Below are 26,338 nucleotides of genomic sequence, written 5' to 3' on the forward strand. Positions count from 1 at the left end.
TGCGGCCGTTCCACACGCGCCGCGTACCAACAAGCGCCGCGCCAGCTAGAACACTTCTTCGGCGGCTCGCCGCACCGTAAACCCGTGGCCGGTCAGCTCTGACCAGCAGGAAATCCCGGCGTATTGGTCGGCGGTGCAGGCGAAACCGTGCGCGGCCACCACGCTGCCGTAGGGTACCTCTTTGGCGGTGCTCACCTGGGTGGAACACCCGGCGGTGGTGGTGCCCGTCAGGCCCACGGTGTAATTAGCCGGCTCGCCTTCGCAGCCGGGCGGCGACACATAGTCATAGGTGAAAATCGTGCAATTGGCGGCTTTTTCGTCGAGGGAGCAGCGCACGTTATTCATCGGGGTGGTGAAAGATTCCAGGCGGGTGGCCTCCGGCGGGGCGGGCCGCACCAGTTTCCACCACTGGCGCGAGGCCGCGAAAGATTGGAAATCCGCCGGTGCAGCAATATCGCCGAGCGCCGTGCTCAAGCTCAGGGTGTATTCGGCCCCGCAGCTGGAGGAGAGGGTCCGCAGGGCCTCGGTGAGCAGCGGGGCCTCCGCGGTATAGGTGCCGCCCGCGGCCGCCGCGGTGGCGTAATCAGCCAGGGTTGCCGCCGCGCTCTCCGGATTCGGGCAGGAGCCCGAGCTCAAGTCGTGGACCTGTTCGCGCAGCTGGGTGAGATCGGCGGAGGCGCTGCGCCCGGGTTCGGAACCGGCGGCGGTGGGCACCGGTGCGGCGGCGTCGTCGCCAGAAAAATACGAAACCCCCACCAGGGCGAGCACGCCCGCGAGAACGGCAGCGGCGAAAAGCAAGAAATACAGCGGCCATCGCGCCGGGCCGTGCGCGCCGTGTTTCATGCGTACTCCTTGTGCTGGGGATTGTCCTCCTAGGTTACGGCACCGCGCGCCGTGCGTCATCTTAGGTACGACGGCGCAGCTAGAGTGCCTGCCCCACGCGGCCCCGCCGTGGCCTTCGGCTAGCGCCCACCCAGGGCGGCGCGCAGCACGGGAAGAATCTGGATATCGCCGGGCAGCCACTCCACGCTATCGAGCTCCGCGGCGGTGAGGACGCGGGCATCGCGGTGCGCCGGGCCGAGGGTGATTTCCCCGAAGGGCCGCGCCAGCCACACCATCATCCGCAGCCCGGCGTTATGCTCCCCGGAACTGAGGTCCCAGGAGCCATCCGGGCTATCGGGATTGGCCAGCTGCCGGCCGATATCAATACCGCAGCCCAGCTCCTCGGAAATCTCCCGGTGCAGGGCCTCGCGCGGGGTTTCCCCAGGTTCCACTTTGCCGCCGGGGAATTCCCACAGGCCGTCCGCCCATTCGGGGTAGGAACGTTGGGTGGCCAGCACGCCGCTGGGATTGGTGAGGTCGGCGACGAGGGCCGCGCCCACCACCAGGCGGGGCGCAGATTCGGATTCGGATGTCATATCGGATACCTCCTCGCCGCCCATATTAATTCCTGGGGTGGGCGGTGCGGATATGCGTTCACCTTGTGAGTGAGTTCTGCCACCGGATAAACTGGCCGCGCATTGCCCCTCCCTACGGGCGCCGTTCACGCACCGTCCCCGCGCGTATCCGCACCGCTCCCATGTTGCCGATCACAGGAGATCACCATGACCCACCACTGGAGTTCTGAGGCGCTTTTCGGCTCCGGGGAGTTCCTCGCGCAATCGGTTAACCGCTCGTTGATTGCCTGGTCCGCGGAGCAGATCGCGGAGGGCGACAGCTTTGAGCTGTGGGCCTGCCCGGATGGGGCTGGGGTGCTCGGGGGCAGTGCGCGTGGCGATAGGAGCGCAGAACAGCTCGGCGTCAAGCGGCTTTGCGCCCTCACGGTGGACCCGGGCGGTATCCCGGCCGCGGCCATTCCCACGCGCGCCCATCTGGCCGGCTATGCCGCGTTGCGCCTGAGCGGCGTGCCTTCCCACCGGCTGCGCGAGGCCCTGCGCGGGCAGCTCCTGGTGGCGCGTCGTAGTGGCTCCGGTGAACTGAACGCTCTGACCGGGGTGCAGATTGCCGGGATGATTGATGATCTTTACGCGGGTGCCCGCAAGGAAAAGCTCGGGGTCACGTGGAACGGGGATGCGCCCGCGGTGGCACTGTGGGCGCCCACCGCCCGCCAGGTTCGTATTGCGGTGACGGGTGCGGGCGACGGCGCTGGTGCGGGGCCCGCTGGCCCCGTCACTGGCGCCGCTGCGTGCACCGCTAGCCCCGCCACGTGCGACGCCACCCGCGCCGCCGCCTCGCGCACCACCACGCACGCCATGACCCGCGATGGGCTGGGTATCTGGCACGCGCATGGCACCCCGGCCTGGAAGAACGCCAGCTATCTTTTCGAGGTCGAGGTTGTGGAACCCCGGGCGGGCACCGTGGTGACCTACCGGGTGACCGGCCCCTACGCGGTGGCCCTCACGGTGGATTCCGAGCGCGCCGTCTTCGTGGATTTAGGAGACCCGGCCTACCATCCAGAGCTGTGGCGCACTGCACCGCAGCGCACCCTCACTAACCCGGCCGCCCACACCATTTATGAGCTGCACGTGCGCGATTTTTCAATGTCGGATCCCACCGTGCCCGAGCACCTGCGCGGAAAATACGGTGCGTTCACGCTGCCGGATTCGGCCGGGATGCGCCACCTGCGCGCCCTGGCGGCGGCCGGGATGACCACCGTTCACCTCCTCCCCACCTTCGATATCGCCACTATTCCCGAACGCCCCGAGAACCAGAAGATCCCGCGGATCCCGCCGGCCGCCCCGGATTCCCCGGCCCAGCAGCAGGCCGTGAGCGCGGTGGCGGATTCCGATGCCTATAACTGGGGCTACGATCCGTTCCACTACCTGGCACCGGAAGGTAGCTACGCAGTAGAGCCCAATGGCGGGGCGCGCATCGAAGAGTTCCGTGCCATGGTGGGAGGGCTGCATGCGGCTGGCCTCGGCGTCGTACTAGATCAGGTCTACAACCACACGGCCGCAGCGGGCGGGGCGCCGGCCTCTGTCCTCGATAAAGTGGTGCCCGGGTACTATTACCGGCTGGACGCGCGCGGCACCGTCGCAACCTCGACGTGCTGCCCGAATGTGGCGACCGAAAATCTCATGGCGGAAAAACTCATGGTCGATGCGGTGGTGCTGTGGGCCAAGTACTATCGCGTGGACGGTTTCCGTTTCGACCTCATGGGCCACCATACGCGGGCAAATATGGAGGCGGTGCGGGCAGCTCTCGATGCCCTCACGGTGGAGCGCGACGGTATCGACGGCGCGCGTATCTACCTCTACGGGGAGGGCTGGAATTTCGGGGAGGTGGCCGATAACGCGCGTTTCCGCCAGGCCACCCAGCTGGAGCTGAACGGCACCGGGATCGGGGCCTTCAATGATCGCCTGCGCGATGCCGTCCACGGCGGCGGGCCTTTCGATTCCGATAAACGCCACCACCAGGGCTACGGGACCGGCCTGTTCACCGACCCGAATGGCAACAGCCCGTGCTCTCCGGAGGAGAATCGCGCACGCCTCGGGCACGCCACTGACCTGGTTAAACTCTCCCTGGCCGGTGCCCTGCGCGATTTTCGCTTCCGCACCCACACCGGGGAGTGGAGAAGCGGCGCTGAGCTGGATTACGGCGGGCGGCCCGCCGGTTTCGCCTCCCAACCCCAGGAAGCCGTCAACTACGTGGACGCGCACGATAACGAAACCCTGTGGGATATTGGCGCCTACAAACTGCCGCTCTCCCTGTGCACCGATGACCGCATCCGGATGGCGCTGCTCGCCCTGGCTACGGTGGCGCTCGGCCAGGCCCCGGCTTTCTGGCACGCGGGCACCGAGCTGCTCCGCTCGAAGTCCCTGGATCGGGATTCCTATAATTCCGGGGACCATTTCAACCGCCTGGATTTCTCCGGGCAGAGCAATAATTTTGGGGTGGGCCTCCCGCCCGCCAGCCGCAACGAAGCATCCTGGCCGGTCATCCGGCCGCTGCTGGCGCGCCCCGAACTGCGCCCCAGCCCGGAACAGATCACCCGCGCGAGTGCCATTGCCCGCGACCTGCTGCGCCTGCGCCATTCCAGCCCGCTCATCACCCTGGGAAGCGCGGAGCTCATCCGCGCGAAAGTGAGTTTCCCCAACGGCGGGCGGGGCGCCACCCCTGGCCTCATTATCATGCGCATCGACGACACCGCCGGCCCGGATATCGACCCGCAGCTCGCCGGCATCATCATCGCCTTCAACGCCTCCCCGCGCCCCATCACGGAAAAAATCGAGGGCGTCACGGAAACCTATGAGCTTTCGCCCATTCAGCTTCATGGGTACGACGACGCAGTTCGCGCCGCCGCGCTTATCAGCGGCACCGTTACTGTGCCAGCGCGCTCCGTCGCGGTCTTCCTGCTGAATGCCGCCCGCTGACGGTGGGATCCCCGGGCAGCCAGAAGCGCAACGGTGCCTCTTTATTTCGGGAAATCCCGATGCGGGGACCCGCCCGGTAGGGCAGCGGCGCCGGCGGCAACTCCAGCCACAGCGCCCGCCCCGCCAATCCGGCGGGAGCGAGCACCCCGCCCTCCGCATCCCGCACCGTCAGCGGCAGCCCGCTCATGGAGGTATCCAAAGCTAGCACCTGGCCCAAGTTGCCCGGCCCGCGCGCCAGGCCCTGGCGCGCGGGCGGAGCGGCCCCGGGCCGGGTTCGGCGCCGCAGGGCTTCCTCCAGCCCGGCCACGACCTCGCCGGCGCGCAAAAGTACCGCGCTGGCCTGGCCATCCGTCCCGCAGACGATATTGCCGATGCGATGGATGCCGTAGCTGAGATAGACATAGAGGTGGGCGGGTGGCCCGAACATGACCCGGGCGCGCGGGGTGGGCCCGGCGAAAGCATGCGAGGCAGGGTCCTCCGCCCCGAGGTAGGCTTCCACCTCGGTGAGGCGCACCGCCACGGTGCCGTCGCCCACCACCGCGCCCAGCAGCAGCGGGGCCAGCTCATCAGCCGGCCGGCTCAGATCCGCGACGCTTGCTGACACGATGCCTGCAGCCTCCTAGGCGTCGTCGCCCATACCCTCGAGGTTGGAAAGAGCCTCGCGAATCTGCGCGGCGCTGGCCCGCAGGGATTCCAGTTCCGCATCCGAGGGCTTCATATCGATCTGCCGGATCGCGCCGCGCGCCCCCACGATGGTGGGCACGGACATGCACACCCCGGAAATCCCGTTCCACCCGGTCATGAGCCGGGAGACGGAAAGCACCACGCGTTCGTCGCGCAGCACCGCCTGGATAATCCGGGAGGCCGCCAACCCGATGGCGTAATTCGTGGAGCCCTTCCCTTCGATCACTTCGTAGGCGGCGTTGATGACGCGGTCGGCGATACCGTCGAGGAGTTCATCGGTGACCGGGCCGGAACGCAGCTCCCATTCGCGGATCGGCACCGTGGAAATCGATGCCATCGACCACATGGGAGTCTCGGAATCCCCGTGTTCGCCGCACATATAGGCGTGCACATTCGAGGTCGCCACGTGGAACTTCTGCGAAATGAGCTGGCGCAGCCGCGAAGAATCCAGCACGGTACCGGTCCCGAAAACGCGCGCGGGCGGCAGCCCGGAGATTTTGAGGACGGCTTGGGTGACCACGTCCACAGGATTGGCGACGACGACGAAAATCGCGTTGGGGGAGAGCTCAACAAGTGGGGGAACAATGGAGCGCATCATCGCCACACTCGCGCCCGCAAGGTCCAAGCGGGACTGGCCCGGCCGCTGGCGTGCCCCGGCGGTAATGACGATAACATCGGAATCCGCGGTGGCCTCTACGTTATCGGTGCCCTCAATTTTGGCGGTCGGCATGAACTGGCCGCCGTGCATAAGATCGAGAGCTTCGGCATGCACTTTTTGTGCGTTGATATCTTGGAGAACAACATGCCGGGCCACGCCTTTAATGAGCATGGCGTAGGCGAGGGAGGTGCCCACCGCCCCGGCGCCAATAATAGAAACCTTTGAGCCTTCAGTGCGCTGGTCAATCATATTTCATTATTTTAGCCGGTGCGGGATGCGCCAAGCCGGGGCTACGGGCCGTTCGCCGGCCCGCGGCACCACCGTCCTGAGCTGCCCCGCCCTTAGCTGACCCGCACCGCCGTGCGCCCGTAACGCTGACCGGCCAGCAGCTCGCGCCCAGCTGCGGGAACCTCCTCCAGCTCAATAACGTGGGTGAGGGAATCGAGCACGCCCGTATCCACGTGCTCGGCCAGCAGCTCCCAGGCGCGCAGGCGCAGCTCGCGCGGGGCCCGTACCGAATCCACCCCGGCCAGAGTGACGCCCCGCAAAATAAAAGGCAGCACCGTGGTGGGCAGCGCGGTTCCGCCGGCCAGGCCGCAGGCGGCCACCGTCCCGCCCCAGCGGATTTGCGCCAGCAGATTCGCGAGCACCTGCCCGCCCACGGTATCCACCCCGCCCGCAAAGCGGGCCTTCTGTAGCGGCCGGGCGGAAGGTTCCTCGAATTCCGAGCGCTCAAGCACCTCGCTGGCCCCGAGCCCGCGCAAGAAATCCCCGAAGCGCTCCGCCCGCCCGGTCAGCGCCACCGGCTCATAGCCAAGTCGCGCGAGGAGGTGGAGCGCAATACTCCCGACCCCGCCGCTCGCCCCGGTTACCACAACGGGGCCGGCCTTCACCGCGTGATCACTAAGCGCTAGCACGCACAGCGCCGCCGTATACCCCGCCGTTCCCAGGGCCGCCGCCTGCGCGGCACTAAAAACTTCCGGCACCGGCACGCAGGCCTCCCCGGGCACCAGCAGCTGCGGGGTGTAACCCCCGTGCCGGAATTCACCCAGGCCCGCCCCGTTCACACTGACCAGCTGCCCCGGGCGCACCGGGCTATCCGGGCCGGCCTCCCGCACCGTCCCCACCGCGTCAATACCGGGAATAAGCGGGCTGACCCTAGCCACACCCCGATCCCCTTTCAAGCACAGCGCATCTTTGTAGTTGAGGGAGGACCAGGAAATATCGAGGAGAACATCGCCTTCCCCGAACGGAGCTGCATTCGCTCCACCGGCCTGAGTATCGAAAGTGAGCGTGGGCGCGGCTGCGTCGTCGCACCGCACAAAAATAGTAGCCATGCATTAAGCGTACCGGCGCGGCACGCGAGGTGCTTTTACCGCTACTATCTGAAGTAGACCCGGCGCGTGAGCCGGGCACAAGGCGCAGATAGGGCCGGCCGCTACTTCCACGCATTCGCAACGATGGCGGTCCCGCCCTATCCTGGCGGAAAGGTGATTCATGATCAACATTAAAGAGGCGGTGGATTCTTTCACCTCCTGGCAAGAAGAGCTTTATGTCCACCTGCATCAGCATCCCGAACTTTCTATGCAGGAAAAAGAAACGTGTGACACTATCGACGCGGAACTGACGCGCCTCGGGTACGCAACGCAGCGGATCGGCGGCGGCGTCGTCGGTGTGCTGGAAAACGGGGAGGGGCCCGCGGTGCTGTTCCGCGCCGATATTGACGGGCTCCCGGTCAAGGAAGCGACCGGGCTCGAATACGCATCCACGCAGACGCGCACGGACGCGGACGGCAATGAAGTCCCGGCCATGCACGCCTGCGGCCACGATTTCCATATTTCTTGCGCCCTGGGCGCGGCCCGTATTTTCGCGGAAAACCGCGAGGCCTGGGCCGGCACCTATATCGCGCTGTTCCAGCCCGGGGAAGAAACCGCGGCCGGGGCGCGCTCCATGGTGGCCGACGGCCTGGTCGATAAGATTCCGGCGCCGGATGTGGCTCTGGGGCAGCACGTGCTGGCCGGGCCGATGCGCGCGGGGCAGGTCGGCACCCACGCCGGGGCGATTCTTTCCACCGGCGCTTCCGTTAAGGTGACGCTGCACGGGAAGGGCTCGCACGGCTCCATGCCGCATCTGAGTATCGACCCGGTAGTGCTGGCCGCCGCCGTGGTGACCCGGCTCCAGAGCGTGGTGGCGCGCGAAATTAATCCCTTCAAGATGGCGGTGCTGACCGTGGGTTCCATCCACGCCGGAAGCAAATCAAATATTATTCCGGACACGGCCACCCTGCTTATTAATATTCGCGCGTACGACATGGACGTGCGCGAACAGCTCCTCGATGGCATTAAGCGCACCGTCACGGCCGAATGCGAAGCGGCCCGCGCCCCGCAGGCACCGGAATTTGAGATCTACGATTCCTACCCGCTTACTAATAACGACGACGCAACTACCGCCAAGGTCACCCAGGCATTCCTGGCACACTTCGGGGAAGAGCGCGTGATGGACTGCGGCGAAGTATCGGCTTCCGAAGATTTCAGCGTGATCCCGGACGCCTTCGGGATTCCCTACACCTACTGGGGCTTCGGTGGTTTCGCGGAAGGCGCGCCCACCTACCCCAATCACAACCCCGCCTTCGGGCCGGTTCTCCAACCCACCCTCGCCACCGGCACCGAAGCCGCGGCCGTTGCCGCGCTCGCCTGGCTGGCGCGGGACTAGCGGGACCACATTTCCACGATGACAAAGGATAAAACTATGGCTACCACCAATGGCGCAAAGGCGCCGGCCGGTACGGCGCAGGCTGGCACGGCGCCGGCCGGTAACCCGCCGCAAGAAACCGGCTACCGCGGCACCGAAAAACTGCTGTGGGGCATCGTCCTCGCGGTGGTGACCTTCTGGCTGTTTGCCGGAACTGCCGCCACCGTGGCACCCAATATTATGGAGGACCTCGGTAACGTGGACGCGGCCGGGATGAACCTCGCGGTGTCCATTACCGGCCTGTTCTCCGGCCTCTTCATGGTGCTCATGGGCGGCCTGGCCGATAAAATCGGGCGCGTACGTATTACCCTCCTCGGGATTGTGCTCAACGCAGCCGGTTCGCTGCTGCTCATTTTCGCGGCCGGGGGCGTGGCGCTGCCGCTGCTGCTGACCGGGCGCGCGATCCAGGGCCTGGGCGCGGCCTGCATTATGCCGGCCTCGATGGCCCTCGTGAAGGCCTACTGGGATGGCCCGGCCCGCCAGCGCGCGGTGTCCATGTGGTCGATTGGTTCCTGGGGTGGCTCCGGCCTGGCCGCGATCTTCGGGGGCACCGTGGTGCAATTCGTGGGCTGGCGCGGAATCTTCATCGCCTCGATTATTATTTCCGTGCTCGCCTTCCTCATGATCCTGGGCACCCCGGAAAACCGGGTGGAAAGCACCGGCCCGCGCAAGAGCTTCGACGCCATCGGCCTGGTGCTCTTCATCGCCGGTACCCTCGGGCTCATGATCGTGCTGCTCTACGGCTCGAAACTCGGCTGGGGCAGCGCGGCAACGCTCCTGCTCACCGCGCTCGCGGTGGTTTCTTACGCGCTCTTCTTCGGGTGGGAACGCAAGCAGGCGAACCCCTTCATTGATTTCGCGCTTTTCAAGAACACCACCTTCACGGGTGCCACGATCTCCAACTTCCTGGTGAACGGCACCATCGGCATGCTCATTATTAGCCAGCAGGTCATCCAGCTGGCCGGGCACAAGGCGGACGGCTCGCTCTACACCGCGTTCGATGCCGGCCTGCTGTCGCTGGGCTACGGCGTGTGCATTATCGCCTTCATCCGTATCGGCGAGAAACTCCTCCAGCGTTTCGGGCCGCGCAAGCCGATGATCTGGGGCTGCCTCATTACCATCGTGGCCTGCGGGCTGCTCATGACCACGCACCTGCTTATCGGCCAGTACGTGCTCATGGCGGTAATCGCCTACTGCCTCTTCGGTCTGGGCCTGGCCTTCTACGCCACCCCGTCCACGGACGCGGCGCTCTCGAACCTGCCGGCGTCCCAGGCCGGTTCCGGTTCGGGTATCTACAAGATGGCCTCCTCGCTGGGTGGGGCGATCGGTACCGCGATTTCGCTGGCGGTCTTCTACGGGCTGCAGGGCGCCCCGGTGCCGGACGTGATCGCGATGTCCGGGCGTACGGATAACTCCTCGATTCGCCTGGCCGCGATGGTCGCCTTGGGTGTTTCTTTGGTGTTCTTGCTGCTCGCCATTGTTTCTATTACGACGACGGTACCCAAGGGTGGGGGCTCTGCCACCGCGGGTGCTTCGGCTCCCAGCGCGGCTCCGGCCCCGCAGCTCGCCCCGGACGACGAGCGCCAGGAGATTATCGCGCGCCTGTCCGAGCTGCCGCTGCGCGATCTCCAGCGCTTGGAGCGCCAGCTGCTCGTGGACGAACTCTCCGGCTTGGACACCAAGGCTTTGCAGGCCCTGGTGGAGAAGCAGAAGGCGTAGTTCTTCGCGCGGCGCGCTCGCGGAGCGGGTGCGCGGGCGGCGGGTGTGACTGCCGCACGCGTAGGCATATTTACATAGGTGTGGGTGCGTATTGCAGATCTCTGCGGTGCGCACCCACACCCCGTTAATGCTGATGTGCTTTCGAAGCGGTCCAGATTCCTCACGTGGCAATCCCGATGATGGTATTTTCCCACTGACCTCAATAATCACATCACACCCTGCGGGGGAGGCATGTGTTTTCAGAGCTGTAATGCATATGTCGTACATGCGAAGTACAGCTCAGAAAAATACCACCCGCCCGGTAATCTTCGATGGATGAGGTGTGAATTTTGGGCGGTCAGCCTCGCGCAGTCAGCCGCGCATACTCCGCATTGCTCACCGGCTCAAGCCACTCGTTGGAGGTATCCGTGCCGGGAACTTCCACAGCGAGGTGGGAGAACCAGCTATCGGGCGCGGCCCCGTGCCAGTGCTTGGTGCCCGCCGGAACGTTGATCACATCCCCGGGCAGCATTTCTTCCACCGGCTGGCCCCAGGCTTGGTGGAATCCGCGGCCGGCCACGCAGATAAGGATCTGGCCGCCGCCGCTGGAGGCGTGGTGAATATGCCAGTTATTGCGGCAACCCGGCTCGAACGTCACGTTGTACATGGGAACCTGGCTGGTGGAAACCGGCGCGAGGTAGCTCTGCCCGATGAAATACTGGGCGAAACCGTCATTGGGTGCACCGATGGGGAAGAGGCATTCGCGCGCGTGGCGTTCCTTGGCACTTAGCGTATCCGTGCCAGGATTGGCGCCATCACTACCATCCGCACCCGCAACCTCGGTGTCAATACTCCACACGTCCTTCGCCAGATTGAAAACCGCCCAGGCCTTCGGCCAACCCACATACATGGCCGCATGCGTGATAATCGCAGCGATCTCCTCCCGGGTCACCCCGTGATTCTTGGCGTTCTCCAGGTGATAGCGCAGCGAAGAATCCGTGATCCCGGAGGCCATGAGAGCCACCACCGTGACCACGCACTTCATTTTGAGAGATAGCGCGGGTTGATTCCACACCCGCCCAAAAAGAACATCGTCATTGAGCTCGGCAAAAAGCGGGGCAAAATCTCCCAGCTGGTCACGGCCCGCGGTTTGGGTAATCTTCTCACTCACCTGAGATCATCTCCTTCACGTATGGCCGACGCCTTTGCCCAGCCAAAAACAGACTACACCCCGGCGCATCCGGTCTCGGGTGCGCCGGGGTGTAGGGGCGAGCCTTAGTGGCCCGGTCCGTTCATAGGTGCGTTACTTGCGCCGGTGGCGTTCCAGGGCGACGCCGCCGCCCAGGCACAGGGCACACAAAGCGATCACGCCCATGATCTTCGCCAGGGTGCTCAGCTTAATGCTCCGATCCCAGCCGCTCGCCGAAGCGTCCGCATTCGCACCGGCAGCCGCCTGGTTACCCTGGCCCGCCACGCCATTGGGCATGCCAACGAAGGCGGAACCGGAGGGCGTGCCAGCACCGGGCGTGGCACTCGCCGACGGCGTAGCGGAGGGGGCCGCCGCTTTCCTGGCTGCCGGCCCACCGGCCTTCGCCGGAGCGGGGGAAAGGGGGCGCGGTGCCCCGCCGCCACCGGACTGCGGTGCGCCAACTACCTGGGTACCCGTGAGGGTGGCTCCGCCACCGGGGCCGAGCGGTGCGTTGCCGCTCGGCGGCAGCACCTTTGCCCCGGGATTCTCCGGAAGTGGGGCGGGCGCGGGCGGCCCGGCCGGGGTTAGCGGCTTATTTCCGGGATTATTTCCCATGCCGGGGATACCCGGCTGCGAAGTTGGTTTCTGCGTGCTAATATCCCCCGGGGTTCCAGGTGTGGCCGACGGTTGCGGTGCGGGAGTGGCGCCCGGCGTGGGCGCACCACCCGGATTAACGGTGCCGCCCGGGTTGCCACCAGGGTTACCTCCGGGGTTGCCGCCCGGATTCGGCGTGCCGCCGGGGTTGCCGCCCGGATTCGGATCCGCGGAGGGATGATCCGCACCGCCCGGTTCGGGAGCGGCGGGATCGCCGGGGATGCTCACGGTGCCCTGCTCGTAACCGGCGATCGTCTCATCCCCGACCAAGAACACTAGGCGGCCCGCCCGATTGGCCCCGCCCGCGCCGGAAGCTTCCGGCGCGGCTGCGGCGTCGTCGTACCACACCCGCAGCACGTACACGCCCGGCTGCGTGAAGGCCCAACCGGCGTGCTGGTGCGTGGGATCGGGCAGGTCAAGGGCTGTGCTCGAGGCGTCGAAAAGCCGATCCACGTTCCCGAAGCCGCTCAGCGCGTAGGCGTGATACTGCGCGCCCGCCGGAATCGACTCCGGCTCCACGTGGAAACGCGTGGGCTTGCGGTAGCTCTCTGTGGACCACCCGGGCCAAATATGCGAACGATCCCAGTTCTGGGGCAGCTGGTAGATCCGCTCGCCCTCCGCGCCGAGGAAATCAAAAGCCGCGCCCTTCGCCCGCGGGGACTTCGCCGAATCAGGAACCGCCAGCGCCACCGTGCTCACATCGCGCTGCACCGAGGTGGTGGCGTGCTCGAGGGTATCGTCCTTGAGGGTGACACCCGGGCCGCCCTCACCCGGCACCGCCTGCAGATCCACGTGGCCGCGGCGCAAAATGGTGCGCGACGGGGCAGGCTGCGGTGCGGGAGCTGGTGCGGGAGCGCTAGGCGACACAGAAGGTGTGGGCGCCGGCGCAGGCGGATTCGGGCCGGGGTTTGGTCCCGGGTTCGGGTTTGGCGCAGGATTCGGACCCGGGTTCGGCGCGGGATTTGGTCCTGGCCCCGGCGCCGGTTCAGGTTGCGGTGCGGGGGCTGGCTGGGTACCGGTACCAATCGCGGGAGCCGCGGCGAGCCGCCCGGAATAGCTTTGCGGGGCGCTCAAATCCATGGTGCCAAAACGCACGTCCGCCGCCGCGCTCATATTCACTTCCGGATGCGGGTCGATGCTGAGCTTGAGATGGTAGCCCTCGCACCAGGAATCGCCCTGGGTCACGGTGGCCACGCCGCGCGAATCCGTCACCATATTCACTTCGCAATCGGGGTACTTATCCTCCGGTTTCGCGTAGTAGCCGCCGTGCACGTACGCGCGCACCTTCGGATCCGCGAAAGCAACCGAGGTGGTCACGTTTCCGGTGGCCGTCTTTTCCGTGCGTACCGTGTAATCGAAGGACGACGGCGTATACTCCCCGCCCTCCATGGCCGGCGCCGGGTCCTGCGAATGGGGTTCAGGCAGCTGCGCGGCGCTCTCCGAGGTGCCGGCCTCGGCCGCCCCGAAGGTGTAGGAGACCGGGGCGGATATCCAGCGGGCCCCGGTGGTGGCCTGAGCGCCGGGAGCCGAATTGGCTGCGTCGTCGGCCTTGGGCGCGCCGGCCGCGCCCTGCGTTCCCGGGGCGGCGGGCACGAAAACCGCCTGGAAATTCGAGGCGCCCGAGCCGATCATCTCCGCCCAGCGCGCCTTCCCCTTCTCCACCGGGACTTCAGCCAAGAAGTAACCATCCAGGAAGAACTGCACCTTCCCCGCTACCGTTTCCGAACCGGCATCGAAACGCAGTTCGGTGAGCTGGTCATCCGCGTCATGCTCGCGGCCCTCGTACGGGGCGAGGGAGAAACGGTAACCGGAGGTATCCCCGGTGGGGGCAGCATTGAACGCGGTAGCCAGATCGGGGCCCGCCTCTTTGGCCGGGCGGGTGCCACCCACCTGCCATACAAACGGAATCTCCTGCGAGGCGATAATCTTGCCGTCCACCCCGCGCGCGATGGCGCGGTAGGTCAGGGTGTAGCGCCCCGGCTTGGTAAAAGCGGTCTCGTTATGGGTGTGGCTGCCGGGCACCAGGTAGGAGACTCGCCGCCCCGTCTCGTGGCTGGAGAACAGCGGGAGGTAGAGGTCCATATTGGTCATGAAGGCTTCCATGCGCCCCGGGCCGTCGAACTTGGTCAGCTCTAGCGCGAAGGTGCCGTTGCGGAATTGCTCCACCGGAATGGCGGCATCCGCACCGAAACCGGCCCAGATAGGGAAGGGGCCGCTGGGCATGCCCGGCGCGGAATACCAGCGCTCGGCCACCTTGCGCAGATGCCCGTAAGCCTCGTTATCCGGGGGCAGGAAAATGTACTGCTGCCCGCCCTGATTCGAGCCGGAGCGCGCGTAGCCGCGCCCCACCCAATTGACGGTCTTCTCCAGCGGATACAGCTCGTCATAGGCTTCGTTTTTCAGCACGAACGTACCGTTTTCCCAAAAAACCTTGGGGGCGTCAACGTGCGCCGTCGTTGTGACAATCTTTCCGTCATCCGGGGCGGCCGCGGCGGCCGGAGCTATCCCGGCGGTGAGTGCGGCGGCGGCCAGGGCCGCGAGGAGGCGTCGTGCCATTCTGTCTCTTTCCGTTTCGGTGTGCGGCAGTCCGGGTGAGAGACAACCACATCACCCCTTATTGATAATCATTATTGTTATCAAATAGGCTAGGTGGCGCAAGTACCGCAAGGAAAGGAAAGTCATGACAGCACTCACACGGCGTGCTGCGGCGGGGCTGGCGGGCGCCATGGCGGCGCTCCTGGCCGGGTGGGGAGCATTCCTTCCTGCCGCCCAGGCCGCACCGGCGCCGGCAGCGCCCGCGGGGGCGGGGGCCGGGCAGCCCACCGTTCTCACCTCCGGGCATATGGACCTCTTCAATATCACCGCCGGGGCGGATGGCACCATCTCCCTCAATCTCAAGGAAGATGCCACCGGTACCGGGGTGGAGCGCGCCCCCGAAGAAACCGTGATCGGGGTAGTGGAGCGAACGTTCATTAGCAAATCTGCCGAGGTTCCGCAGCTGGGTACGCCCGGCTTTTTGCTCGACCAGGTGCAGCAGCCCGGAATTGTATGGCCCGGCTGGGATTCCGGTGCGGCACGCCAGCTCGGCGGCACCGCGGCGCGTTTCGTAGTGGAGCAGCTCGAAGGTCCCGGCAAGGTCTTCCTGTGGGAAACGAATTTCGCTACCCTCAACCCGATTCTGCGCGACGCCGGCGGCGCCCCGAGCTTCCAGATGGGGCCGGGTAGCGTGATCGCCCAGCCTGAACCCGCGCACCAGCACGCCAATTGGCTCTTCTCCGCGCCCGGCACCTACCGCATGACGGTCCGCGCCGAAGTGGATACTCCCGCCGGCACCCTCACCGCGCCCGCCCGCACCTACACCTGGGCGGTGGGCGACGCGGCGATTGCGGCCGCGCAGGGTCACGATAACGATGGCTCCGGTAGTGGTTCCGGTAGTGGTTCCGGTAGTGGTTCCGGTAGTGGGAACGACGGCGCCGCTGGCGTGCCGGGCGATTCATCTACTCCGGGCGGCGGAACCACCTCGGGAGCTGACAATGGGGGAAGTGGCGCGAACGGTGCCAATGGTGCCAACGGCGGGAACGGCGCTAACGGCGGGGCCAACGGCGTGCCCGGCACCCCGGCGCCGAACGGCGGCGCTACGCAGGCACCCTCGGCTCAAGCGCCTCAAGCTCCGGCCGGCCAAGCCCCGCAAGCGCCCGCCGCGCCGGTGTGCATCCCCACCCCGGTGGAGCGCGCCGCCAGCGGCGGCGCCAGCGGTTCGCATACAATCCCGGCCAATACCCACGTGCACCCCAATTGGGTCTTCACCCAGCCGGGCACCTACACGGTGGGCCTGGCTCTCAACGCCACCGCAACGGACGGCACCCGCCTGTCCAGCACCACCACCCTCACCTTCAACGTCGGGGGAAGTGGCACCGCCAATAGCGGCCATTACGACCTGGGCGCGGTGGTGGACGGCGGCCAGCTGCGCGCCGCCGTCAAGGACGATAATTCCGGGCAGTGGGTTGACCCGGCTTCCCTGAGCTTCGGGCTGGGGGAGGCCGCGGCCACCACCGCCCCGGCCGGCATCGATTTCGTGGCGAGCGCCGGCGAGCGCATCTACATGATTTCCTCCAGCCAGGTCTCCGGTGTGCCGTGGCTCGGCGCGAATACCCAGCATCCCAGCTTCCGCGAAGCGACCACCGGCGAGCTCACCCTGAGTGTCACCAGCGTGTCCGGCCCCGGCAAGATGGCTGTATTCGAATCGGGTACCTTCGGGCAGCTGGTGGGCCAGCAGTGGTTCGGTTCGAGCGGCGGCGGCACCGAAACGGTGTGGGAAGGCCGCACCGCGGATGGCCAACCTTGCGAACTTTCCGCCGAGCAAATCGCCCAGCTGGAACGCGAAGGCAAGAAGCTCGGCAATAACCTCGCCCATTCCGGCTCCGAGGTTATCGACCCGCTCTCGGTCACCCTGGCCCTCCTCTGCGTGGGTGGGGTGGTGCTGTACACCCGCAAGCGGGCCTAGCCTATGATGGTGGCAGCGTCCGCTTCGGCGCCTGTGGCGGCGGCCGGGCGCGGCACACCCAGTCAATACACGAGTGAAAAGCGCGGGATACTTATGAAGATTTCAATTCTGGTGGGTAGTTTGCGGCGCGGTTCCTACGCGCGCAAAATCGCGAGCGAAGTGGCCGGCTATTTCCCCGAAGGGTACCAGGTGGAGATTGTGGAGATCGGTCACCTGCCGCTTTACAATTTCGATTACGACGACGCAGCTGTGACGGACGTACCCCTGCCCGAAAGCTACACCAGCTTCCGGGAAACCATTAAGGCCAGCGATGGCATCCTCTTCGTCACGCCGGAAAATAACCGCACCGTGCCGGCTTGCCTGAAGAACGCCGTGGACATCGGCTCCAAGCCCAATAGCGATGTGGCCTGGAAGAACAAGCCGGCCGGCATTATCAGCCATTCGGTGGGGCGCATGGGCGGCTACAGCTCGCAGAAGAACCTGCGCCTGGCGCTTTCCTACTTCGATATGCCCATGCCCGGGCAGCCCGAAGTGTTCCTGGGCCGTTCCCCGGAACTCTTCGATGAGTCCGGCAAGCTGAAGGCCGATACCGCGGACTTCGTGCGCGGCTATATTGACCGCTTCGTGGCCCTGGTCGAGAAGAAGTAAATCTCGCTCATCGCGTAGCGCACCCCCGAGTTGGCTCCGGCCGGCTCGGGGGTGTTTTTTCGTGGCCAGAACGCTGGTGGGAAAGGTGCGGCGTCGTCGTTATGACGTACACCACTGCGGCGAGCCTTAAGTCCTAGGTGCCCACAATGCGACACTATATCTAGTGGTCTAAATTGAAGTGACCACAATATCTAGTGTTTTGATGAAAATTGGAGAAGTCATGAGCGCACCTGATGGACGGCATTACACCCTGCGTTCCTTTATGCCGCCGCAGTACATCCAGCATCCCGAGGGGCCCTTCCGGCCGATCAACTGGAATTACGTCCCGGAGGAGAAGGATTTGGAGGTGTGGCGCCGGCTCACCGCGAATTTCTGGTTGCCGGAAAAGGTGCCGCTCTCCAATGACCTGCCTTCCTGGCAGCGCATGAGCGAGGTGGAGCAGACCCTCGTGATGCGGGTCTTCACCGGCCTGACCCTGCTGGATACCGTGCAGGCCAGCATCGGTGAAATTAGCCAGATCCAGGACGCGCACACCGAACACGAGCAGGCCGTCTACGCCAATATCGCCTTCATGCAGGCGGTGCACGCGCGCTCGTATTCCTCGATTTTCTCCACCCTGGCCTCGAGCGCCCAGATCGAGGAAGCCTACACCTGGGCGGTGGATAATCCGCTACTCCAGCAGCGAGCCAAGGCGGTGCTGGAACACTACGTGGGCGATGACCCCCTCAAGCGCAAGGTCTCCTCCACCCTGCTCTCCTCGCTGCTGCTCTACGCCGGGTTCTTCCTGCCCCTCTACCTGTCCTGCCGCGGCAAGCTCATGAATACCGCGGATCTTATTCGCCTCATCCTGCGCGATAAGGCGGTGCACGGGTACTACTCCGGGTACAAGTACCAGCGCGGCCTGGAAGAATGCGGCGAGGCGCGGCGCGCGGAAATGGAAGAATTCACCTACGGGTTGCTCGAAAAGCTCTACCAGATGGAACTCGAGTACTCCGGTGAACTTTACGAGCCCGTGGGTTTGATGGACGACGTCGCAATTTTCGTCCGCTATAACGCCAATAAGGCGCTCATGAACCTTGGCTACCAGGCACGCTTCAGCGGTGAAGAAACGCGGGTGAGCCCGGAGATCCTTACCGCGCTTTCCCCGGCAGCCGATGAAAACCATGATTTCTTCTCCGGTTCGGGCTCCTCCTACATTATTGGGGAATCGGAAGATACCACCGACGACGATTGGGATTTCTAAAGTAGCCCGAAGCTGAGTATCAGAAGGTGAGTAGCCCAAGGTAAATAATCCACAGGCGAGTAGCCCAAAGGTCCTGACCTGTGGTGCGATGATCGGGGCGGCTGACTGCGCGGGTGATGCGTGCGGGTGGCCGCCCCGAGAAAACGAGAGATTGGGTACATTTACCGGAGCGATGCCCCAGGTAGGGACCGTGGCGGCACATAAGTATTCACGTGGCGGGGCGCGGTGTGAATCGGGGAATGTACCGCGCGCATGCCCGCCCTTTCGCCGCGCCGGCACGGGACTTTAGTACCGCCCGGGCGGTGTGGGTGGTGAGCGAAGGCCCGCACTGTCACGGAAAAGTATTATTATTCACGCCGGTGCGGGCGGCATAATGGCGAGGTGGACGCGCGGCCGCGCCGTCGAAAAAGCGGCCAGGCAGGCCCGAGCGCAACGAAGCGCCCGTCTCAAAACCGCGCGGCGCCGCGGGTTAATACTTAGTAAATAATTCTGAAACGGCCTGATAAAAAGTTAGTTATCTCCGCGAGGGGAGCCGTGTTGCTACGCGGTTTATATAACCTTTGGTACTGAATAATTGAATACGGCTCTTTGTGCTAGGCTCATGAATTGTTTAGGCGATTTAGCTGACGGGGTCGGTTGAATTGCGGGGGGGGGGTGCACTCCAGCGCTACCCTCCCACAATTGACGCTCTCCTCATGCTTCACCCTAACGATCCATAAACCTACTAATGGAGAAATAATGTCCCAACACACGGAGTCGACTCAGTCGGCGCCCGGAGTCTCCGCGTCTGTGTCCCGCAAGGGTGGGCATCGTCGTCGCACGAAAGTGTGGGCCGGTCTCACCGCCGCGGCGCTCATGACGACGTTTGCTTCGGGAATCGCCTACGCTGCACCCCAAGGTAATTCCGGTGCGGCGCCGACTGCTCCCACGGCGCAGTGTCCGACGTATGTCGGTGACACCGCTGTCGAAGCAGGCGCGAACCAAGCTGGCGCTAACCGACCGGATATTCCTTTCAAGCAAGATGCCATTATCGAAGCCGATGCTTTCAAGACCGGCTGGATTAAGAGCACCACCGATGCCAGTAACGCCAAGAACACGCTCTCGGGGCGTGCGTTCTTCGGCGGCGTTGGCACGCCGGCAACCACCTCCAATGGTGCAACCCCGGTTCCGGACGGAACCAAGGTGTACCTCCAGTGGCGTGATACCGACGGCGCGGCCTCCCCGATTTACTCCACCACCGTCAAGACGATTGACGAGAGCGACGGAAGCCAGATCGGCCCCGGCGCCTACGCTTTTGATCTGCGCGTGCCCTGGGTGGATAACACCGGCAAGCAGCACCTCTACAAGGCTGTTGCTGGCCAGTACTACCGCCTGTGGATTAATGATTTCACCAACCCGGCCGGCAATCCCGTCACCATGGTGCGCCAGGCCGGCGGCTTCTTCCCGGGTGCCTTCGTCAATAGCGTGACGGCCAATAACCTGGGCCAGTTCCCGCTTATCGGCACCAATATGCAGCGGACCGCGGTGTTCATGTACACCGATCCGAATGATTACCTCACCCGCCCCAAGAACGAATGGGTCAATGATGACAAGGGTCCCCTGACCGACCCGGCCGTGACTCTTTCTACCCGGGACTCCGTTTCCGGCAAGGTGTGGTTCGAATCCGGTGCTGGCGATCTTGCCAACTCCGCCACCGGCCCGAACTTCAATACCTCGGGTGATGTGGTGGCCTCCGGCTACACCGTGGTGCTTTCGCAGCTGACCCCCGCGGGCAAGGCTGCGCTCCAGGAACTGCGTAATGCCACCCCGTCCGTGAATGACCGCGAGGTCAAGGTCCGTGACATGCTCACCGAGCACCCCGATTACATCGAGGGTACCTACACGGCCACCACGAACGAAAAGGGCATGTACACCATCCGCCTGCCGAAGAATGCCGGCGCGGACGTGGACCGTATTTACATGTACGTCCTGGACCCGAACGGGCGAGTAGTCCCGAACTACTCCTCCTTCATGCGCCAGACCTTCAACATGTTCAACTCGAATGCTTCGTGGACTCCGCAAACCTCCGCGGCTGTCAATCTGATTACCAATAACTGGTACAACGTCAATCTGGCGCTGGTGCTCAGCGTGCAGGTGGAACTGGATATCACGAACTTCGACGCGCAGGAAAACTACGCCCTCCCCGGGCAGACCGCTGAAGTCAAGCTGACCGGTAAGGATCTCTCCCCGCTGCCCAACCGCATCGAGTGGACCGATTCCAAGGGCAAGGTTGTGCAGACCAACGGCGGCCTGAAGAAGCTGAGCGATGCCAGCAAGGCATACTTCAAGGTTCCGGATAACGCGAAGGACGGCGAAATCTACACGGCAACTCTGTATGCCGCTGAAAACGCTGTTTCTTCCGATTCCTTCATCGTGCGCGCGATTCCCGTCAAGTACGACGCCGTCCAGGTGAAGAAGACCCAAACTGAGAAGAGCAAGGCTCCTTACGCGACCCGCGAAGCCAAGGGCTTCACGCAGGCCGGTAATAACAAGTACCAGCTGCCCGCCGATGCTACCTACGAGCTGGGCGAAGGTGCGAAGGCCTGGGCTACTGTTGATCCGGCCACCGGCGTGGTGACCGTCAAGCCCGGCGCGGACGTGGCTCCCTGTGACTACCGCATCCCGGTGGTTGCTACCGTGACCGATCCGCTCAACGCCAAGAACAAGCTCAAGCTCAAGACCTGGGTTCCGGTCAAGGTGCTCGCGCAGCTCACCGATACCTACGATCCGAATTACAAGCAGGACAATACGGTAGAAGCGGGGCAGACCATTGAGGTTCCGGCCCCCACCTTCGATAAGCTCGCTACCAAGAAGGTCGAAACCGACCCCGCTCCGACGGAGAAGGGTAAGAAGACCACCTTCAAGCTCGGCGAGAACTCCCCGATTACCGCCACGGTTAACCCCGAAACCGGCGCCATTACGGTGACTCCGGCCGCGGGCACCGCCGCTGGCCCCTACGAGGTTCCCGTTGTTGTCACCTACCCGGATGGCAGCACCGATACCGTCAAGGTTCCGGTAACCGTGACCGTTCCGGCTCCGGTGGATACCGATAATGACGGCGTGAACGACGACGCAGACAAGTGCCCCACCATCGCCGGCCCGGCTTCCAATAATGGTTGCCCGGCGTGGAACAACGGCGAGGGCAAGCCCGGCACTGACGTGACGCTCACGAAGGACCCGAAGAACGGCCCGATCCCGAGCACCGCGACCTGCGAGGCCGGCAATGGTGCCACGTGCACCATCGGCACCGATGGCAACGTCGTCGTCAAGGTTCCGGAAGGCACCGCCCCCGGCACCGAAATTCCGGTGACCATTAAGAACGAGGGCAAGACCCTCCACACACCCAAGGTGACGGTTACGGCCCCGGATCCGGTTCCGAACCCGGATACCGATAATGATGGCGTGAACGACGACGCAGACAAGTGCCCCACCATCGCCGGCCCGGCCACCAATAACGGGTGCCCGGCCTGGAGCGACGGCGAGGGTAAGCCCGGTGCGGACGTGACCCTGGCGAAGGATCCCGCTAACGGCGAGATCCCGGCGTCTGCCACGTGCGTGGCGGGTAACGGTGCTACCTGCACCATCGGCACCGACGGCAATATCACCGTGAAGGTTCCGGACGGCGCGACCCCCGGTACCGAGATCCCGGTGACCGTCAAGAACGACGGCAAGGACCTGGACACCTCCAAGGTGACCGTGCTTGCTCCGAATAACCCGGCCTGGAATGACACGACCACCAAGCCGAGCGAGCCGGCGCAGCTGCCTAACGCGGGTGGCCCGGTTCCGGACGGTTCCACCGTTGAGGTGACTGGTCCGGGTACCGCCAAGCTCAACCAGGATGGCTCGATCACGGTCACTCCGAACGCGAATGCGAAGGATAAGGACCAGATCGTTGTTAAGGTCAAGGACCCCAACGGCAAGGACCTGGATACAGCGACCGTGACCATTGCTGACCCTGATCCCGATAAGGACGGGGTCTCCGGGGATGCCGATCAGTGCCCGACCATCGCCGGGCCGGCTTCCAATAATGGTTGCCCGGCGTGGAACGACGGCGAAGGCAAGCCCGGCACCGATGTGACGCTCACGAAGGACCCGGCCAATGGCCCGATCCCGTCCTCGGCCACGTGTGAAGCAACCGGTGGTGCCACGTGCACTATTGGCGGGGATGGCAACGTCGTCGTCAAGATTCCGGCGGGTGCAACTCCCGGTACCGAGATTGCGGTGACCATCAAGGATGGTGACAAGGTCCTCGACAAGTCCAAGGTGACCGTCACGGCCCCCGCTCCGGTTCCGAACCCGGATGGCGATAACGACGGCGTGCCCGATGCTCAGGATCAGTGCCCCACCATCGCCGGCCCGGCTTCCAACAATGGTTGCCCGGCGTGGAACGACGGCGAAGGTAAGCCCGGTGCGGACGTGACGCTCACGAAGGACCCGGCGAACGGCCCGATCCCGACGACCGCGACCTGCGAAGCGACCGGCGGTGCAACCTGCACCATCGGCACCGATGGCAATGTTGTGGTCAAGGTACCCGCGGGTGCTAAGGACAAGTCCGAGATCACTGTGACCATCAAGGATGGTGACAAGGTCCTCGATACCTCCAAGGTGACCGTCAAGGATCCGGATACCGACGGCGATGGCCTGACCGATTCCGAAGAGGAAAAGATCGGGACTGATCCGAAGAATCCGGATACTGATGGTGACGGTATCAACGACGGCGACGAAGTCAATGGCACCAAGAACCCGTTCAAGGACGATAAGTTCAATAAGGACGGCAAGCCTGGTAACACCAACCCGCTCAACCCGGATACCGATGGTGACGGGGTGAATGACGGCGACGAAGTTACCGGCAAGAACAACGGTGGCAAGCCGACCAACCCGAACAAGGCCGATACCGATGGCGATGGCGTGACCGACGCTGACGAAATCAAGGACGGCACGGACCCGAACAATGCTGACACCGATGGTGACGGCGTGACGGACGGGGACGAAAAGAAGGACGGGACTGATCCGAAGAATCCGGATACTGACGGTGATGGTGTGACTGATGGTCGTGAAAAGGACCTGGGCACCGATCCGAAGAATCCTGATACTGATGGTGATGGCCTGACCGATGGTGAGGAAGTTGGCACGGATATCGACGAGAACGGTAAGCCTGCTCGTAATGAGGATGGCACCCCGAAGGTTGATGACTCCAAGGCCACCAAGACCGACCCGAAGAACCCGGATACCGATGGTGACGGACTCACTGATGGTGAGGAAAAGAAGATCGGGACTGACCCATTGAACCCGGATACCGATGGTGACGGGCTCACGGACGGTGACGAGGTCAATGGCACCAAGAACCCGTTCCAGGATGACAAGTTCAATAAGGACGGTAAGCCTGGTAACACTGATCCGCTCAACCCGGATACCGATGGTGACGGCGTGAATGATGGTGACGAGGTGACGGGCGCTAAGAATGGTGGCACTCCGACTAACCCGAATAAGGCCGATACTGATGGTGACGGCGTCAATGATGGCGACGAAATCAATAATGGTACCGATCCGAATAAGGGTGATACCGATGGTGACGGTCTGACGGATGGTGAAGAAAAGGTGATCGGTACTGACCCGAAGAACCCGGACACCGATGGTGACGGGCTCACGGATGGGGATGAGGTTAATGGCACCAAGAACCCGTTCAAGGACGATAAGTTCAATAAGGACGGCAAGCCCGGTAACACTGACCCGCTCAACCCGGACACCGATGGTGATGGTCTCACTGATGGTGACGAAGTGACCGGTGCTAAGAACGGTGGCAAGGCAACCAACCCGAATAAGGCCGATACCGATGGTGACGGTATCAACGACGGTGACGAAATTAAGAACGGCACCGACCCGTTGAACCCGAACGACCCGGGCAAGGCCGCACCGAAGACCAAGAAGGTCAAGAAGGCCAAGGGCCTGACCGCGACCGGTGCCGATGTGGCATCGCTGGCAGTCTTCGCTCTGCTGGCTGCCGGTGCGGGTAGCGTGGCGATTCGCCGGCGCAAGAAGTAACACAATGTTGCTGAGGTAGCTAAAGCTACCCAAGCAGCCGCGTGGCTGCGGAAGTTTCCAATGGGTTACGGAAGCAGCCGCACGGCTAACGCAAGGGGCCGCTCCTGAAATATCAGGGGCGGCCCCTTTGCTTGCGCGGGGCGTAGTCCTGCTATGCGGTTTCTCGGCGTGTGGATCGGTGGCGGGAATGCTGCTTGGATAGCATCGGGAGATGAGCGGTTACGAACCACCACTGCGCATAACACCTGCCTGCGACGCACTGGTCGGCCAGGTCTGCAACCTTGTTGAAAAACTGGAACGCCCGGGGGAAGACGGGAAATTCTGGCTGGATTCTTTGGGAGAGCTTGGGCGGCGCGAGAACCGTATTCGCGCAATTCACGCCACCCTCGCCATTGAGGGGAATACCTTGCCGCTGGATTCTGTCCGGGCCATTCTTGGCGGTGAATATACCGCGGACGTGACCGCTCAGGTTCTCGAGGTGTACAACGCCGGCCGCGCATATGACCTGCTTCCCGAACTTGATCCGATGTCAGTGCGGAATGTGCTGCGCGCGCACGGAACCATGATGAGCGGGCTGGTTCCCGAGAGTGGGCGTTTCCGGTCTGGCGGTGTGGGGTCTTTGCGGGGAATGTGGTTGTGCACGCGGCCCCACCGGCGGATCTGGTTCCGCAACACATGTCCCATTTGCTCGCGTGGTATCAGGAATCCACGTTGCACCCGCTTATAAAAAGCGCGGTTTTCTATTACGAATTCGAGTTCATTCACCCCTTCGCCGACGGCAACGGACGTACGGGCCGGCTCTGGCATTCCCTGCTCCTTGGCCGCTGGAAGGAGATCTTCTTGTGGCTTCCCGTGGAGGAACTCATCCGGTCACGTCAGCAGGACTATTGCCGAGCTTTCGCGGTATCGGGTAAAGAAGGGGAAAGCTCAAGCTTCGTTGAGCTCATGCTGGAGGTAATCCGTGATGCTTTAGCCAAAGTCGATGTACTTGGTCGGTTGACCGACCAAGATACCGACCAAGATAGCGTCTAAGTTACCGACCAAGATAATGGTTCAAGTTACCAGTCACGGCAACGCCGATTCCGATACTCCGAAATAGCCCCTTGCTGCCCTGCCTCTGCCGGGCTATCCTTATCGCATAACAGTGTTATGTGAGGTGGGGTTGCGATGGCGGCACGTGGAAATAGCTCAACGCAGGAACGAATCCTTGCTGCGGCTTTGCGGAATTTTTCCGAGCACGGCTATGAAGCTGCCAGCTTGCGTGTGATTGCCAAAGAAGCCAATGTCACCACCGGCGCCCTCTATACCCATTTTGATAATAAACAAGCTTTGTTTGCGGCTCTTGTGGAACCCTGTTGCCAGGAATTCCGCCAGCGGCACCGCGAAGGTATTATGCGTGGTCTTGCCCTCACGGAAAAGTCGCTCACGGAAAATCCGCTTGCCGAAAAGGCTCGCGTGGAAGAATCGCGGCAGGGTGGTAGCAGCGCCGGTGAGGAGCTCGGTAGCAGTATTACGGATTGGATGATCGATTACGTCTATGACCACCTCACCGTATTTCAGTTAGTTCTGTGGGGATCCGCGGGTACTCCCTATCAGAGCTTCGTAGCTGATCTAGCCGAATATGAAGCCCGCCTATATATCGAGCTCGGCCCGGAAGATACGGTATGGCCAGCGTTCGCGCAGGTCATGTGCGAAACCGGCTGGTACGGCTTCTTCGGTGCCCTCAGGCAAGGCCTCAACCGTGAGAACGCCAAAAAATACCTAGGCTTACTTCAAAACTTCCGGGAAGCCGGATGGCGGAGTGTCCTGGAAGCCCCGGTACCTTCCGGCACGCATGCGCTCGGGTAGAAAGAAG

17 protein-coding genes are annotated in these 26,338 nt (G+C 63.8%); 10 read left to right on the top strand and 7 right to left on the bottom strand.

Translation table 11 applies throughout. The annotated features are described in order from the left end of the window. Positions 1 to 45 precede the first annotated feature (45 nt). Together CYJ17_RS03025 and CYJ17_RS03030 are read right to left on the bottom strand one after the other, a co-directional pair. A complete protein-coding gene (locus CYJ17_RS03025; RefSeq protein WP_087070036.1) occupies positions 46 to 843 on the bottom strand; it encodes a hypothetical protein in 798 nt (265 codons plus the stop codon). A 119-nt stretch (positions 844 to 962) separates the two neighbouring features. Further along, positions 963 to 1,418: a (deoxy)nucleoside triphosphate pyrophosphohydrolase gene (locus tag CYJ17_RS03030; RefSeq protein ID WP_087071136.1), complete on the bottom strand. Its 456-nt coding sequence runs from the start codon at positions 1,416 to 1,418 to the stop codon at positions 963 to 965. A 186-nt stretch (positions 1,419 to 1,604) separates the two neighbouring features. Between CYJ17_RS03030 and pulA the strand changes: the two genes are divergently transcribed. Continuing rightward, positions 1,605 to 4,373 (top strand): pullulanase-type alpha-1,6-glucosidase, encoded by a 2,769-nt coding sequence (pulA, locus tag CYJ17_RS03035; protein WP_101595644.1) that lies wholly within the window; start codon positions 1,605 to 1,607, stop codon positions 4,371 to 4,373. Here pulA and CYJ17_RS03040 read toward each other — a convergent pair. The 3 genes from CYJ17_RS03040 to CYJ17_RS03050 form a co-directional block, all read right to left on the bottom strand. Further along, on the bottom strand, positions 4,321 to 4,977 hold the full coding sequence (locus tag CYJ17_RS03040) for a DNA-3-methyladenine glycosylase (protein ID WP_101595647.1): 657 nt from the start codon (positions 4,975 to 4,977) through the stop codon (positions 4,321 to 4,323). The genes pulA and CYJ17_RS03040 overlap by 53 nt on opposite strands. Before the next feature lie 15 nt (positions 4,978 to 4,992). After that, entirely contained in the window at positions 4,993 to 5,964 is a 972-nt protein-coding gene (locus tag CYJ17_RS03045) for an L-lactate dehydrogenase (protein ID WP_087070035.1), read from the bottom strand. A 92-nt stretch (positions 5,965 to 6,056) separates the two neighbouring features. Then, positions 6,057 to 7,052, bottom strand: a complete 996-nt coding sequence (locus CYJ17_RS03050) for an acrylyl-CoA reductase family protein (protein WP_087070034.1) — start codon at positions 7,050 to 7,052, stop codon at positions 6,057 to 6,059. Between the two features lie 160 nt (positions 7,053 to 7,212). Between CYJ17_RS03050 and CYJ17_RS03055 the strand changes: the two genes are divergently transcribed. Further along, a complete protein-coding gene (locus CYJ17_RS03055; protein ID WP_035276970.1) occupies positions 7,213 to 8,427 on the top strand; it encodes an amidohydrolase in 1,215 nt (404 codons plus the stop codon). A 36-nt stretch (positions 8,428 to 8,463) separates the two neighbouring features. Beyond that, positions 8,464 to 10,185 carry an MFS transporter gene (locus tag CYJ17_RS03060; protein WP_087070033.1) on the top strand — a complete coding sequence of 574 codons (1,722 nt, stop codon included), beginning with the start codon at positions 8,464 to 8,466 and terminating at the stop codon, positions 10,183 to 10,185. A gap of 337 nt (positions 10,186 to 10,522) precedes the next feature. On the opposite strand, the gene CYJ17_RS03065 is transcribed toward CYJ17_RS03060, so the two are convergent. Continuing rightward, entirely contained in the window at positions 10,523 to 11,335 is an 813-nt protein-coding gene (locus tag CYJ17_RS03065; RefSeq protein ID WP_087070032.1) for a carboxymuconolactone decarboxylase family protein, read from the bottom strand. 132 nt (positions 11,336 to 11,467) lie between these two features. Beyond that, on the bottom strand, positions 11,468 to 14,563 hold the full coding sequence (locus CYJ17_RS03070; RefSeq protein ID WP_087070031.1) for a choice-of-anchor M domain-containing protein: 3,096 nt from the start codon (positions 14,561 to 14,563) through the stop codon (positions 11,468 to 11,470). 124 nt (positions 14,564 to 14,687) lie between these two features. On the opposite strand from CYJ17_RS03070, the gene CYJ17_RS03075 reads away from it, so the two are divergent. From CYJ17_RS03075 to CYJ17_RS03105, 7 genes are all read left to right on the top strand, one after another. Continuing rightward, complete coding sequence (locus CYJ17_RS03075; RefSeq protein WP_101595650.1) at positions 14,688 to 16,511, top strand: choice-of-anchor M domain-containing protein; 1,824 nt, start codon at positions 14,688 to 14,690, stop codon at positions 16,509 to 16,511. A 93-nt stretch (positions 16,512 to 16,604) separates the two neighbouring features. Continuing rightward, complete coding sequence (locus CYJ17_RS03080) at positions 16,605 to 17,159, top strand: NADPH-dependent FMN reductase (protein ID WP_200807162.1); 555 nt, start codon at positions 16,605 to 16,607, stop codon at positions 17,157 to 17,159. A 202-nt stretch (positions 17,160 to 17,361) separates the two neighbouring features. Continuing rightward, positions 17,362 to 18,402 carry a class 1b ribonucleoside-diphosphate reductase subunit beta gene (gene nrdF / locus CYJ17_RS03085; RefSeq protein ID WP_268760135.1) on the top strand — a complete coding sequence of 347 codons (1,041 nt, stop codon included), beginning with the start codon at positions 17,362 to 17,364 and terminating at the stop codon, positions 18,400 to 18,402. Positions 18,403 to 19,140: 738 nt separating this feature from the next. Beyond that, complete coding sequence (locus tag CYJ17_RS03090; RefSeq protein WP_143231812.1) at positions 19,141 to 24,483, top strand: Rib/alpha-like domain-containing protein; 5,343 nt, start codon at positions 19,141 to 19,143, stop codon at positions 24,481 to 24,483. A gap of 211 nt (positions 24,484 to 24,694) precedes the next feature. Then, a complete protein-coding gene (locus CYJ17_RS03095; RefSeq protein WP_200807212.1) occupies positions 24,695 to 25,210 on the top strand; it encodes a Fic family protein in 516 nt (171 codons plus the stop codon). After that, entirely contained in the window at positions 25,159 to 25,515 is a 357-nt protein-coding gene (locus CYJ17_RS03100; RefSeq protein WP_280522331.1) for a Fic family protein, read from the top strand. Before CYJ17_RS03095 ends, CYJ17_RS03100 begins: the two co-directional genes overlap by 52 nt. 135 nt (positions 25,516 to 25,650) lie before the next feature. Next, positions 25,651 to 26,331, top strand: coding sequence for a TetR/AcrR family transcriptional regulator (locus tag CYJ17_RS03105; RefSeq protein ID WP_087070027.1), 681 nt, complete (start codon positions 25,651 to 25,653; stop codon positions 26,329 to 26,331). Positions 26,332 to 26,338 lie beyond the last annotated feature (7 nt).

The sequence above is a fragment of the Actinotignum timonense genome (assembly GCF_002860685.3).
Classification (GTDB): domain Bacteria; phylum Actinomycetota; class Actinomycetes; order Actinomycetales; family Actinomycetaceae; genus Actinotignum; species Actinotignum timonense.

Coding starts and splice junctions, on each gene's coding strand:
- CYJ17_RS03025 (WP_087070036.1), bottom strand. CDS start 843: ATGAAACACGGCGCGCACGGCCCGGCGCGATGGCCGCTGTATTTCTTG.
- CYJ17_RS03030 (WP_087071136.1), bottom strand. CDS start 1,418: ATGACATCCGAATCCGAATCTGCGCCCCGCCTGGTGGTGGGCGCGGCC.
- pulA (WP_101595644.1), top strand. CDS start 1,605: ATGACCCACCACTGGAGTTCTGAGGCGCTTTTCGGCTCCGGGGAGTTC.
- CYJ17_RS03045 (WP_087070035.1), bottom strand. CDS start 5,964: ATGATTGACCAGCGCACTGAAGGCTCAAAGGTTTCTATTATTGGCGCC.
- CYJ17_RS03050 (WP_087070034.1), bottom strand. CDS start 7,052: ATGGCTACTATTTTTGTGCGGTGCGACGACGCAGCCGCGCCCACGCTC.
- CYJ17_RS03055 (WP_035276970.1), top strand. CDS start 7,213: ATGATCAACATTAAAGAGGCGGTGGATTCTTTCACCTCCTGGCAAGAA.
- CYJ17_RS03060 (WP_087070033.1), top strand. CDS start 8,464: ATGGCTACCACCAATGGCGCAAAGGCGCCGGCCGGTACGGCGCAGGCT.
- CYJ17_RS03070 (WP_087070031.1), bottom strand. CDS start 14,563: ATGGCACGACGCCTCCTCGCGGCCCTGGCCGCCGCCGCACTCACCGCC.
- CYJ17_RS03075 (WP_101595650.1), top strand. CDS start 14,688: ATGACAGCACTCACACGGCGTGCTGCGGCGGGGCTGGCGGGCGCCATG.
- CYJ17_RS03080 (WP_200807162.1), top strand. CDS start 16,605: ATGAAGATTTCAATTCTGGTGGGTAGTTTGCGGCGCGGTTCCTACGCG.
- nrdF (WP_268760135.1), top strand. CDS start 17,362: ATGAAAATTGGAGAAGTCATGAGCGCACCTGATGGACGGCATTACACC.
- CYJ17_RS03090 (WP_143231812.1), top strand. CDS start 19,141: ATGTCCCAACACACGGAGTCGACTCAGTCGGCGCCCGGAGTCTCCGCG.
- CYJ17_RS03095 (WP_200807212.1), top strand. CDS start 24,695: ATGAGCGGTTACGAACCACCACTGCGCATAACACCTGCCTGCGACGCA.
- CYJ17_RS03100 (WP_280522331.1), top strand. CDS start 25,159: ATGTCCCATTTGCTCGCGTGGTATCAGGAATCCACGTTGCACCCGCTT.
- CYJ17_RS03105 (WP_087070027.1), top strand. CDS start 25,651: ATGGCGGCACGTGGAAATAGCTCAACGCAGGAACGAATCCTTGCTGCG.